We start from the raw sequence: 12,816 nt of genomic DNA, 5'->3' as shown, positions 1-12,816 counted from the left end.
AAGTCATTATGCGTGGTGCGGCGCCCACCACGGCACGAGGGATTGCGGCAACTGATCTTACAAGCGGAATTCGACCATACGCTCGCGCAGTTGCCGGATCGTTGTGGCATCGGCATTGGCGAAGGCAAAACGCAGGAAGCGCGTGTGCTGGGGGCCGAAGTACTCGCCGGGAATGGCAAGAATTCCTGCCCGCTTGGCCAGTTGTTCGGCCACTTCCGTTGACGACCGGTCTGCAAATGGATGGCGGACAAAGGCGAAATAGGCGCCGATCGCCTCAAGCTTCCAGCCGTCAAGATCCGTCATCACTTCGCGCAGTGCATCGGCACGCACGTCGATTTCGTGCCGGTTGGCGGCCCGCCATTCAACGAGCGCCGGCAAAGCCCGGGCCACGGCGCCCTGAGCCGCCCGGGGTGCGCAGATCTGCAGATTATCCATGATCTTGGCGATTTCTTCGACGACCTTTTCGCCGGCGGTCACGGCGCCAAGCCGGTGTCCCGGTATGCAAAAGGATTTGGAGAAACTGTAGAGCTGGATGAGATTGTCGTGCCAACGCTCTTCATTCAACAGGCCATGGGGGGCGCCAAAACCCTCCGGCAGGAAATCGCGGTACGTTTCGTCGAGGATGAGCCATAGGCCATGCGCCCTGCACACGTCGAAGATCGCCTTCAACTGCTCGGGGGGATAGATGGCTCCCGTCGGGTTGTTCGGGGTAACCAGTGCAAGCGCGCGCGCCCCGGGTGTCAGCGCGCGTTCAACCGCATCGGCTGTCGGCACAAAGCCATTGGCGGCATCGCAGGCGACAAAGCCGGTCTTGATTCTGAGCATCGCCAGTGTCGTCTCGTGATTGAAATAGAACGGATCGCTCATCAGCACGGTGTCACCCGCTGCCGCCACCGCCATGGCCGCGCAGATAAAGGCCTGGTTGCAGCCGGAAGTGATGTGGATATTGCCAGCGCCAATCTTCGCCCCGTACAGGTCCGAGACATGCGCCGCGTAGGCATCGCGCAGCGGCGTCTCGCCCTCGATCGGCCCGTAATTGGTATAGGCCAGAGATGAAGCCGCCTCGCCCAGCCATTGCAGCATATCGGCATGCGGTGGATAGCCGGGTACCGCCTGTGACAGGTCAATGAGCGGGCCATGGTCGCCGCCATAGGTTTTCCCCCAGGCCTGTACCGCCGGTATCGGCGGCGGCGACAGACGGGTGACAAGCGAATTGAGCAGTGCAGCGGTCATGGGCAAAAGTCCTATCGGATATCAATCTTGGCCCGGCGCTTGTGCGAACGATCGGGACGTCTTGGGCGTGTCGTCGGAATGGAGGGTGGTGCCGCGAGGCGTTCCGGTGCGCTGACCTTGCCGTTGCGCCGGCGGATGATCCGGCGTGCTGAAGTTTGCGGCTCGGTGATCGTATCGGCCTCAAGCGAGGCAAAGAGCCAGTCGATGAAAACCTTGACGATGGGCGCGTTGCGCACCTCGTTGCGGCAGGCGACATAGAAGGCATTATTCGCCGGTACCGTGAGATCGAACGGCACGATCAGTTCCCCTTTGGCAATAAGGTTGCTTGCCGTGATCGTATCGCCGAGCGCAACGCCCTGGCCGTAAAGAGCAGCCTCGGTGGAAAGGCGAGCATCGCTCATGAAATGCTGGGCCCCGCGGGCATGCTCGGTCGCATCGGCCGCGGCCAGCCAGGTGTTCCACTCGCGTCCATCGTCACCATGCACGAGAACATGGTTGCGCAAGTCGCGCACGGACCGTAACGGCCGCATGTTGAGCAGAGTCGGACTGGCCACAGGAAAGAGTTTCAGCGTGGTCCAAAGCCGTATCCAGCAATCGGTCCAATTGCCATGCCCGTACAGCACACAGACATCGACATCCGCCGAGCGCAGATGGTCGGGCTCGTTTGCGGCGATCAGCGTCAGCCGGATATCCGGATATTGCTCGGTAAACTGATTCATGCGCGGGATCAGCCAGAGCGACAGAAGTGCGGGTACACAGGTAACGCTCAGCTCGCCACTCGTCGTCGGGCGCTTGATCAGCGCTGTCGTGCTTGCAATGTCCTCGAATGCCCTCGAAACGGTCGGAAGAAGCAATGCTCCCTGCGGGGTGAGCTTCAGGCGCTGCGCGCCACGTTCGAACAGCTGGACATCGAGGATTGCCTCCAATGCCTTGATCTGATGGCTGATCGCGCCATGGGTAACGTTGAGTTCACGCGCAGCGGCCGTCACGGAGCCATGCCGTGCCGTCGCCTCGAAGGCGCGCAAGGGGTTCAGCGGGGGCAAGCGGCCTGGCGTCATAGGATTCCATTAGCGGTCAAACGGCATAAAGTCATGTGAGATTTTCTCACAATGGAGGCTATAACAATGTCAATTGCTTTTCTATCTGATTTGCACTGATAATGCTGCCAACGAGGCAAAATGCCCGGGGAACAGACGGCGACGGATTATCTGGCATTCTTCGCATTTCAATCCGCTCCTATGCCCCGCGCATGAAGACAATGGGATACCGTCATGGCATCATGGGACGATAAGAAGCTGAGCGAGTTACGCGCCAAGTATGGCGAGAGCCATGGCGGTGAATTGTTCGACCCGACATTCCGCAAGGTTGCAGACAAGATCTTTTCCAAGAGCGGTACACGCCTTGCCCCCTATGCCGGCGTTCCGACCTTCCTGACTGCGCCCCACATGCCCGTCGATGCCACCAATCCGGATTTCGGCAATCTTCAGGTCGCCATGATCGGTGTGCCGATGGACCTTGGCGTTACCAACCGCACCGGCTCGCGTTTCGGTCCGCGGGCGCTGCGCACCATTGAGCGCATTGGCCCCTACAATCATGTTCTCGAATGCGCCCCGGTGTTCGACCTGCGCGTTGCCGATATTGGTGATGTGCCCTTCGCCAGCCGCTACCGGCTGGAGCAGAGCCATGACGATATCGAGCGCCGCATCAATCAGATCGTCGACGCCGGCGTGGTCCCCCTTTCCGTCGGCGGCGACCATTCGATCACTCATCCGATCATGAAGGCCGTCGGCAAGCAGCGTCCCGTGGGCATGATTCACATCGATGCGCATTGCGACACGGGCGGCGCTTTCGACCAGACGAAATTCCATCATGGCGGTCCCTTCCGCAACGCGGTTCTCGACGGCGTGCTCGACCCGAGCCGCACGATCCAGATCGGCATTCGCGGCTCGGCGGAGTATTTGTGGGAATTCTCCTACGAATCCGGAATGACTGTAATCCACGCGGAAGAAGTGACTGGTCTTGGCATTCCCGCCATCATCGAAAAGGCACGAGCCATCGTCGGCGACGGCCCGACCTATCTTTCCTTTGACGTTGACAGCCTCGATCCAAGTTTTGCGCCCGGTACCGGCACGCCGGAAGTCGGCGGCCTGACAACACGTGAAGTGCTGGAGTTCATCCGCGGCCTGAAAGGCATCAATCTCGTCGGCGGCGACGTGGTCGAAGTCGCACCGCAATATGACGCGACGACGAACACTGCCCATGCCGGCGCGCAGGTTCTGTTCGAGATTCTCAGCCTGATGGTGTTCAGCCCGTTTGTTCAGGGTAAGCGATGATGTTGATGCAATTGCAAAGCCAGCGAATGATGAGGCTTTTAATGGCGTAACAGCCGGATTGTCCTCATCGATCACATAACAACAATGAAGGGGAATAAAATGACAATCTACAAGACACTGCGATCATCCTTTGCCGCCTTGCTGCTGCTCAGCGGCGCGAGCATCGGCATTGCCACAAATGCGGCCCAGGCCGACGCGATCGACGACATCACCAAGGCGGGTGTCCTTAACGTGGGCGTCTTTTCTGATTTCCCGCCTTTCTCTTCAGCCAGTGCGGACATGACGCTGAAGGGCTACGACATGGATGTAGCACAGGCTCTCGCTGATGCGCTGAAGGTCAAGCTCAATCCTGTCGCGGTGACCGGCCAGAACCGCATTCCGTACCTGACGGAACACCGCGTCGACCTGCTGATGAGCGTCGGTTACAGCAAGGAGCGCGAACAGGTCATCGATTTCGCGGCGGCCTATGCACCTTACTATATTGCGGTCATCGGACCGAAGGCACTTGAGGTGAAGGGCAAGGACGACCTTGCCGGCAAGAGCATCGCCGTCAATCGCGGCACGCTGGAGGATACGTCGCTAACCGCGGTGGTTCCCGCTTCTGCCGACGTCAAGCGCTTCGACAACTACAACTCGGTGATCCAGGCCTTCATTTCCGGGCAGACACAGCTGATGGTTGTCGGCAATGATGTCGGCGCACAGGTTCTTGCCCGTCAGGAGGCGCTTGCTCCCGAACAGAAGTTCCAGCTTTTGACATCGCCATCCCACATTGCGCTTAACAAGAAAGAGGATCGTCTCAAGCAGGCCATCAACGATACCGTTGCCAAGATGCTGGCTGACGGAAGCCTGAACAAGAGCTCGCAAGCCTGGCTGAAGACACCGCTCAATCCTGAGAACCTCAAGGACTAGGCGGTGGGCTACGCGCTCGACTTTGGCTGGTTGAACGGCGCACTTGGGATGATCGCCAGTGGCGCCGCCATGACGATCTTCCTGATCGTCGTGACCTCCATCATTGGCACGATCCTGAGCATTTTTGGAGCGACTGCCCGGCGCAGCCGCTACCCGATCCTGCAAAAAGCCGTCGGCGCCTATGTCGAGCTTATTCGCAATACACCCTTTCTGGTGCAGCTGTTCTTCATTTTCTTCGGCCTGCCCCGGCTCGGAATACGGCTCGACCCTGTCGTGGCCGCCATGCTGGCCATGACGCTGAACATGGCCGCCTACACGACGGAGATCGTCGGTGCCGGTCTTGACGCCGTGCCCAAAGGCCAGAAGGAAGCAGCCGCCGCATTGGGCCTGCAGCCCTGGCTGGTGTTCGTCAAGATCGTGCTGCCGCAGGCGCTGAAAGTCATCTTTCCGGCTCTCACCAGCCAGATCGTCATCATGATGCTGGAGTCAGCCGTCGTCTCGCAGATCGCGGTGCGCGAACTGACATATGAGGCCGACATGCTGCAGGCCCGGACCTTCCGTGCCTTCGAAACCTATTTCATCGTCACGCTGGTCTATCTCGCGATGAGCATTGGCCTGCGCCGGTTGCTGTTTGCGGCCGGGCGCCGCGCGATCGCCGGAGGCATGGCATGATCGAGTTCACCTTCTGGGACATACTGCGCAATCTCCTGCTGGCAGCCCGCTGGACGATCCTGCTCTCCATTGTCGCTTTTGCCGGCGGAGCGATTGCCGGCGTGGCAATCCTGCTGCTGCGCATATCCAAGCGGCGCTGGCTGCGGCGCGCCGGCGAATATTACATCGGCCTCTTTCAGGGGACACCGCTGCTGATGCAGCTGTTCCTGCTGTTTTTCGGTCTGCCGCTGTTGGGTTTCCGCATCGAGGCGTGGACGGCTGCCGTTCTTGGATTGACACTTTGCGCCAGCGCTTATCTTGCCGAAATCTGGCGCGGCGGTGTGCAATCCCTGCCGACCGGCCAATGGGACGCGGGCAGCAGCCTTGGTCTGCACTATGTCGCACAGCTGCGGCTCATCATCCTGCCGCAGGCGTTTGCCATCACGCGCGCACCCACTGTGGGCTTTCTGGTGCAGTTGATCAAAAGCACTGCGCTGACCTCTATCATCGGATCTCGAGGAACTGGTCCGCACTTCAAATGCCATCAACAACGCAACTTTTGCACCTTTTACAGTCTACGGGCTGGTAGCTCTGATCTATTTTGTTCTGTGCTACCCGCTGACGCGCTATACAAAGATATTGGAGCTTCGGACCGCGCGCCAGCATTGAACTGCAGGTTGAGATTAGCCAAAAACAGAAGAGGGAATCGGCCGGAGAACTGGCCTGAAAAGGAGATTAAGAGAATGGACAATATTCTGAAAAAAAGCGTCAGCCGCCGCGCGGTGCTTGGTACCGGTGTCATGGCCGCTGCCGTTCTGGCCATGCCCAATATCCTGCGGGCGCAGGACAAGTCCCTGAAGGTCGGCGTCTATGGCGGCTACTTCAAGGATTCCTTCGACAAGAACATCTTTCCGGAATTCACGAAGGCGACAGGCATTACGATTGAATCCGTGGCCGAGCCAACCGGCGAAGCCTGGCTGGTGCAGCTTGAACAGGCCTCAAAGGCGGGCGCCGCTCCCGCGGATGTCTCGATGATGTCACAGGTGGCCATGCTCAAGGGCCAGACCACCAAGCTGTGGACCCCGCTCGATATGGCGAAAATCCCCAACGCGAAGAACCTGCTCGATCGCTTCGTCAACAAGTATCCAGACGGGGCCGTGGCCGGTATTGGGGCGGTCTCGTGGTACATCACGCTGGTGACCAATACCGATGTCTACAAGGAAGCACCGACCTCATGGGCGGCCTTCTGGGACAAGGCCAATGGCGACAAGCTCGGCCTGCTGGCCCTGGTTTCCAATTCCTTCCTCCTGGAAATCACCGCAAAGACCTTCTTCGGCGGCACCAACGCTCTCGACACGGAAGAGGGCCTGTTGAAAGCCTTCGACAAGCTGGCCGAAGTCAAGCCGAATGTGCGCCTTTGGTATCGCGATGAAGCCCAGTTCGAGCAGTCGCTGAAGTCCGGTGAAATCCCGATGGGCCAGTATTATCATGACGTCACAGGTCTCGCCGCTTCGGAAGGTCACCCGGTTCGCTCCACTTTCCCGAAAGAAGGCGGCGTCCAGGATCTCGGGTTGCTGGGCGCTGTCTCGCGCTTCGAAAAAGGTCGAGGAAGCCCATATCTTCATCGACTATATGAGCCAGCCTGCCATCCAGGCGACGCTATCGCGCAAGGTCGGCACGTCGCCGACGGTCAAGCGCGAGTTGCTTGATCTGAACGATAAGGAATTTGCCGCGGTCTCGTCCGATATCGAGCCCATCATTCCACGCTACGACCTCTATACCACCAAGGCCGACTGGCTGAACCAGAAATGGACTGAGCTGATCGTGGGATGACGCTTTGCCTCACGCCACCCTTCGTTCCACGGACGAAGGGTGGCGCTGACGACAATCAAAGGATGAGGGACCGATGTCCGGACTGGTATTGAACAATGTCACCAAGCAATTCGGGACATTCACCGCAGTGGAGAATGTTCAGCTGGCCGTGCCGCACGGGACATTCGTGTGCCTGCTTGGGCCGTCGGGTTGCGGCAAGACCACGCTGTTGCGCATGATCGCCGGTCTTGAGGATCCGACCAACGGTGCCATCCTGCTTGATGGCGCCGACATTACCCGCGTACCAACACACAAGCGCAATCTTGGCATGGTGTTCCAATCTCTGGCACTGTTTCCGCATCTGAGCGTGGGCGAAAACATTGCCTACCCGCTACGCATTCGCGGTGCTGCGCGCGAGGACCAGCAAAAGCGCGTCGACGAATTGCTCACGCTGATCCACCTGCCCGGTTATGGCGGCCGGCCGGTGTCGAAATTGTCCGGCGGCCAGCGCCAGCGCGTAGCCATCGCCCGGGCACTGGCGCTCTCGCCACGACTCTTCCTGCTCGACGAGCCGCTGTCCGCCCTCGATGCGAAACTGCGCGAGGCCATGCAGGTCGAACTGCGCCAGCTTCAGCAGAAGCTCGGCATCACCACCATTGTTGTCACCCATGATCAGCGCGAGGCTATGACCATGGCCGATACGGTCGTGGTCATGAATGGCGGGCACATTCGGCAGGCCGCCTCGCCGATCGAAATCTACCGCAAGCCCGCCGACACGTTTGTGGCCGACTTTATCGGGTCGACCAACCTCATCGAGACCCAGGCCGACAGCGCCGGTGCGGCCACCATATTCGGTCACCGCGTACAGGGCCTGGTCCTTCCGGCGGGGGCACAAAAAGCCACCATATCCGTGCGGCCGGAAGACGTGCACCTGACCGCGCCGGGTAATGGCTCGATCGATGGAACAGTCACCTTCGTCCGCGACCTTGGCGGCACCATCGAAACCTTTGTCGAAGCCGGCGGCCAGCAGATTATCGCGGTGTCGACCCCGCGCGAACGGCCCGAGGTCGTTGCCGGACAAGCCGTCGGCATCTCGCTGTCTCCCGACGTTTGCGTGGTGCTGAAGCAATGAAGCGCGAACCTCCCCAAACCGTCGCCGATTACGGGCCGCTGTTCTTCCCCGCCGGCATGTTGCTGCTCTTTTTTGTCGTCCCGTTCGGCACGATGATCGCCGTCAGCTTTTTCCAGCGCCAGGAAGGTGGGTTCTACACACCGGCATTCGTGTTCTCCAATTATGAGCGCTTTCTCAGTGCCTTTTTTGGCGGCGTGCTTGGCTTTTCGCTGATGCTTGCCATTACGGTCGCCGTCTGCTGTGTGGTGCTGGCACTGCCCTTCACCTATCTCCTCAGCAGGCTGACACGGCGCCTTCAGGTGTTCTGGCTGGTGGCGCTGCTGTCAGTGCTATCGCTGTCGGAAGTCATTATCGGCTTCGCCTGGTCGACGCTGCTCTCCCGCACGGCTGGTCTCAGCAACCTGTTCGTAATGATTGGCCTCCTCGATCAGCCTGTTGCATTGTTCCCTAGTTTTGGCGCTGTGCTCACAGGCATGGTGTATCAGGCCCTGCCCTACACGATCCTTGTTCTTTATCCCGCCATCGTGCGGCTTGATCCAACCTTGATGGAAGCGGCGCGAACGCTGGGATCTTCGCCGATCCGCGCCTTTTTCAATGTATTGGTGCCAGCGCTGCGCAACACCATCATGGCGACGCTGATCATGGTGTTCATCTTCGCGCTCGGCTCCTACCTCCTGCCGCAAATCCTCGGCCGCCCGCAGCATTGGACCCTTTCGGTGCTCATCACCGACCAGGCGATCTATCAATCCAACATGCCGTTCGCCGCAGCGATGGCAGTGTTTCTTGTGCTCGTCACCCTCGGGCTCGTGGCGCTGACATTGCTTATCGGACGCAAGGGAGAAAAAGGCATGATGCACTGGCTCAGACGCTTTTATTTCCTGGTCATCGGCCTTTTTCTCAGCTTGCCCCTGATCGTGGTGGCCGGCGTATCCGTCAATGCCAAGCAGACGCTGGCCTTCCCGCCGCAAGGTTTTTCGCTGAGCTGGTACGGTGAGATCTTTAGCAACCCCGAATGGCGCGCTGCCCTCGTTGCGTCCGTCGTTCTGGCCACGACGTCTGCCGCGCTGGCAGTGCTGATTGCATTGCCGCTATCGTGGTTTTTGTGGCGGCGCATTGCGCCCTGGGCGAATATCTTCCAGGTGCTGGGCATCGCGCCCTTCACGCTGCCACCGGTTATCACGGCTCTCGGCCTTTTGACTTTCTGGGCAACTACGGGTTTCTATGGTCAGCCCTGGACGGCGGTGATTGGCCACGCGATCTTTTTCGTGACGCTGCCACTGGTAACGCTTTCGCTTGGTTTTTCCGCCATCGACCGTTCCTTCGTCGAGGCGGCAGCAACGATGGGGGCCGATGACCGTACGGTATTCCGCACGGTCGTTTTGCCCTTGATCCTGCCCTATCTGGTCTCCGGCTATGCCTTCGCCTTCGTGCTATCGCTTAACGAGTATATCGTTGCCTATATGACGGTAGGGTTCACTCTGGAAACATTGCCGATCAAGATTTTCAACGCACTGCGCTATGGTTACACCCCGACGATGGCCTCTGTCACGATCCTGTTCGTCGCCACAGCCGCCGTGATCTTTTCGCTCGTTGCCAAGTTCGGTGATCTGCCCAAGCTGCTTGGGGCCATGGCTTCGGATGATTCATGATGCGTATCGCCGCACTGCAAATGCAATCGGTCACCAGCGACGTGCAAGCCAATCTTGCACGCATCGAGCGCGCTGCCACCAACGCGGCAAAGGGTGGCGCTGAGCTGCTGATTGCGCCTGAACTTTGCCTCCCTGGCTATGGTGCGGGTGACGCCATCACGGCGTTGGCAGAGCCGGCGAACGGCGCGCAGGTCAAGACGCTACAGGCAATATCGATGGCAACAGGCATCGCCATCATCGCCGGGTTCGCCGAGCGCGATGGTGCAGACGTTTATAACAGCGCGGCATTCGTCAATGGCAGTGCTCAGCCTTCGATCTATCGCAAATCGCATCTTTATGGTGATTATGAGCGATTCCTGTTCAAACCGGCAAGGCCCGCCAATTGCTTGGTCGAGTTGGGCGGGCTGAAGCTTGGCATGCTCATCTGTTACGATGTGGAATTCCCCGAGAATGTCCGTCGTCTTGCTCTAGGTGGCGCTGACATCGTTCTCGTTCCCACTGCCCTGCCCGCCGGTCCGTCCGGCACTTTCATCGCCACTCACATGATTCAGGTGCGTGCCTTCGAGAACCAGATTTTCGTTGCCTATGTTAACCACGCCGGCGCGGACGGCCGCTTTACATTTGCCGGTCTCTCGCGCATCGCCGCTCCCGATGGCCGGCTGATAGCGGCTTGCGACGATGACACAGAGCAACTGATCTTCGCTGACATCGATCCTGCCGCCTTTGCCGCCTCGATCAACGGCAATCCCTATTTGAAAGATCTGGGTTCAGCATGACGGAAACAATCGAAACGGACGTTCTCATCATTGGTGCGGGTATCGCAGGGGCTGGCGTTGCCGCGGCTTTGGCCGACACCCACAAGATCGTGATCCTCGAGCGCGAGAGCCAGCCAGGCTATCATGCTACCGGGCGGTCTGCGGCAATCTTCCTTCCCAATTACGGCAATGACGTCATTCGCGCACTCAACCATGCCAGCGCTCCGATGTTTGAACAACGCGACGTCAGCCTGTTTCCTGAGCCGCTGCTGAGCAAGCGCGGCTCGCTGACGGTTGCGGACGAAAGCGGCGTCGAGGATTGCGAAGAATTCGTCCGCAATGGTGTTGGGGTAGCGGCCATTGACGTCGATGGCGCAATCGCCATGGTGCCAATCCTCAACCGTGACTATATCAAAGCCGCCTGTTATCAGGCCGATGCCTGGGACATCGACGTCAATGCCCTGCATCAGGGTTGGTTGCGCAAAGCCGCGGCACTCGGCGTTCAAGTCTTTACGAAGTCGGAGATCGCGAGCGCCAGGCACATTGCCGGGCAATGGCAGGTCGAAACGGCAAACCGGACATTCCGCGCCCAAACGGTGGTCAATGCCTCGGGCGCCTGGGCTGACATGACCGCGCAGCTCTTCGGGGTTCAGCCGCTTGGCTTCACGCCGATGCGCAGGTCCATCGCCGTGCTGCCCGCTCCGGAAAATTACGACACAAAGGGCTGGCCGCTGGTCGATGACGTCAATGAGGCGTGGTATATGAAGCCGGATGGCGGACGGCTGTTCGTCTCGCCTTGCGACGAAACCCCGGCGGAACCGCATGACGCCTTCGTTGACGACATGATCCTTGCCGAAGGGCTCTATCGTTATGAGCAGGCCGTCACCACACCGGTTACCCGCGTCGAGAGCAGCTGGGCGGGTTTGCGCACCTTCGCACCGGACCGCACGCCGGTGGCAGGTTTTGACCGCAAGGTCGACGGATTCTTCTGGCTCGCCGGGCAGGGCGGTTACGGGATCCAGACGGCCCCTGCCCTTTCTGCGCTTGCCGCAGCGCTGATCCGCGGTCACGCGCCAGAGACTGCAGTTGAATCGCTTCTCCCACTGCTGTCTCCTGCCCGCTTCGCCTGATCAATCCAGAAGCGGTTGACCGGCAAAGATTGCAGCCTGGCTTTCCAGCTCCGACTTGATGAAGTTGCTCAAGGCGCGAATGCGCGGCGTGCTGACGATATCGTCATGGCAGATCAACCAGTAATCGCGATTGAGATGCAATTGCTGCGGCATGACCGGCACGAGTTCCGGATAGTTGCAGGCAATGTAATAGGGCAGGATGCAAAGCCCAAAGCCTGTTCGCGTTGCGCTGAGCTGGGCGAAAATACTGGAACTTTGATAGGACGCGCGCAACCCAGGCAGGATCTCCCGCATGTAATCGAGACCCGGCGTGAAGATCATATCTTCGATATAGCCGATGAACCGGTGGCTGGAGAGATCGGATTGCTGCCGGATCGCTGGATGGCGGGAGAGATAATCCTGCGAACCGTAGATAAACAGGCGGTAGGGCATCAGCTTTTCCTGATAGTACGGACCTGTTCTTGTGGCATGCAGGGTAATGGACAAATCCGCTTCACGCCGGGACAGCGACACGATCTGCTGGATCGTCACCATTTCAACGGACAGGCCGGGATAGGACTGCGCCATCATTGGCAGGCGGTCAGCCAGAAAGAAATTGGCAAACCCTTCCAGAATGCTCAAGCGAACCACGCCGCTGAGTGAAATTGTTCCCCCTGACGCTTCGTTCTGGAAGCGATCAGCCTCACGTTCCATGATCTCGGCGGATTCAATCAGTTTTTCGCCGAGCGCCGTCAGGATATAGCCGCGCGGGTTACGTTCGAACAGGCGCGCCGACAAGGCCTCCTCCAACCTGTCGATCCGCCGTGAAACGGTGACGTGGTTGGTGCGCAGCCGCCGTGCAGCCGTGGTCAATTGTCCAGTACGGGCGACAGCAAGGAAGTACTGCAAATCATCCCAGGTAAATTGACGCATCGCCGCTTTCGCTCTGTGTACATTTTTGTACTTATTATGTGCGAAAATAGATGTTTGTGTACCTATTTGTCAATGTTACAGTTTTTTCCAACATCATGGTTGCCGGTCGGGAGAAACAGGGCAATCATGGGGACGAGTATTTGTCCGGCGCGAAAACAAGCTGCCGGACCGAGGAGGAGAATAGCAGCGAGACGCGGCAATATCCGCACGGTCTGTATCGTATTTTTCAATTGAGCCAGTTCGTCCGCGACAGCCATCATGGGATGGATCTGTGAGCGGTCAATTTTTTGGGAGGAAGTA

At 59.1% G+C, this 12,816-nt stretch carries 10 protein-coding genes and 3 pseudogenes; 10 read left to right on the top strand and 3 right to left on the bottom strand.

Translation table 11 applies throughout. The annotated features are described in order from the left end of the window. Window positions 1-57: 57 nt before the first annotated feature. Window positions 58-1,233, bottom strand: coding sequence for an aminotransferase (locus N8E89_RS21045; RefSeq protein ID WP_262263073.1), 1,176 nt, complete (start codon window positions 1,231-1,233; stop codon window positions 58-60). Window positions 1,234-1,244: 11 nt separating this feature from the next. After that, entirely contained in the window at window positions 1,245-2,291 is a 1,047-nt protein-coding gene (locus N8E89_RS21040) for a LysR substrate-binding domain-containing protein (RefSeq protein ID WP_262263072.1), read from the bottom strand. Between the two features lie 213 nt (window positions 2,292-2,504). Here N8E89_RS21040 and speB point away from each other — a divergent pair, with 213 nt between their 5' ends. The 10 genes and pseudogenes from speB (at window position 2,505) to N8E89_RS20990 (ending at window position 11,604) form a co-directional block, all read left to right on the top strand. Then, a complete protein-coding gene (gene speB / locus N8E89_RS21035) occupies window positions 2,505-3,566 on the top strand; it encodes an agmatinase (RefSeq protein WP_262263071.1) in 1,062 nt (353 codons plus the stop codon). 99 nt (window positions 3,567-3,665) lie between these two features. Next, a complete protein-coding gene (locus tag N8E89_RS21030; protein ID WP_262263070.1) occupies window positions 3,666-4,475 on the top strand; it encodes a transporter substrate-binding domain-containing protein in 810 nt (269 codons plus the stop codon). A gap of 3 nt (window positions 4,476-4,478) precedes the next feature. Further along, on the top strand, window positions 4,479-5,147 hold the full coding sequence (locus tag N8E89_RS21025) for an amino acid ABC transporter permease (protein WP_262263069.1): 669 nt from the start codon (window positions 4,479-4,481) through the stop codon (window positions 5,145-5,147). Beyond that, window positions 5,144-5,795: pseudogene (locus N8E89_RS21020) on the top strand (amino acid ABC transporter permease). Before N8E89_RS21025 ends, N8E89_RS21020 begins: the two are co-directional and overlap by 4 nt. 74 nt (window positions 5,796-5,869) lie before the next feature. Continuing rightward, a pseudogene (locus tag N8E89_RS21015) lies at window positions 5,870-6,959 on the top strand (PotD/PotF family extracellular solute-binding protein). A 73-nt stretch (window positions 6,960-7,032) separates the two neighbouring features. Beyond that, on the top strand, window positions 7,033-8,070 hold the full coding sequence (locus N8E89_RS21010; RefSeq protein WP_262263068.1) for an ABC transporter ATP-binding protein: 1,038 nt from the start codon (window positions 7,033-7,035) through the stop codon (window positions 8,068-8,070). Continuing rightward, window positions 8,067-8,912: pseudogene (locus N8E89_RS21005) on the top strand (ABC transporter permease); the annotation flags it as partial. The gene N8E89_RS21010 and the pseudogene N8E89_RS21005, both read left to right, overlap by 4 nt. A 6-nt stretch (window positions 8,913-8,918) precedes the next feature. Then, complete coding sequence (locus N8E89_RS21000) at window positions 8,919-9,719, top strand: ABC transporter permease (RefSeq protein WP_262263276.1); 801 nt, start codon at window positions 8,919-8,921, stop codon at window positions 9,717-9,719. Then, window positions 9,716-10,495 (top strand): carbon-nitrogen hydrolase family protein, encoded by a 780-nt coding sequence (locus N8E89_RS20995; protein ID WP_262263067.1) that lies wholly within the window; start codon window positions 9,716-9,718, stop codon window positions 10,493-10,495. The genes N8E89_RS21000 and N8E89_RS20995 overlap by 4 nt, the downstream gene beginning before the upstream one ends. Continuing rightward, window positions 10,492-11,604: an NAD(P)/FAD-dependent oxidoreductase gene (locus tag N8E89_RS20990; RefSeq protein WP_262263066.1), complete on the top strand. Its 1,113-nt coding sequence runs from the start codon at window positions 10,492-10,494 to the stop codon at window positions 11,602-11,604. The genes N8E89_RS20995 and N8E89_RS20990 overlap by 4 nt, the downstream gene beginning before the upstream one ends. Here the strand turns inward: N8E89_RS20990 and N8E89_RS20985 are convergent, their stop codons facing one another. Beyond that, window positions 11,605-12,516, bottom strand: coding sequence for a LysR family transcriptional regulator (locus N8E89_RS20985; protein ID WP_262263065.1), 912 nt, complete (start codon window positions 12,514-12,516; stop codon window positions 11,605-11,607). Window positions 12,517-12,816 lie beyond the last annotated feature (300 nt).

Source organism: Phyllobacterium sp. A18/5-2 (assembly GCF_025452215.1).
Taxonomy (GTDB): domain Bacteria; phylum Pseudomonadota; class Alphaproteobacteria; order Rhizobiales; family Rhizobiaceae; genus Phyllobacterium; species Phyllobacterium sophorae.
Note: the sequence above shows the minus strand (reverse complement) of the source record. Positions and strands in the feature narration are given on the sequence as shown.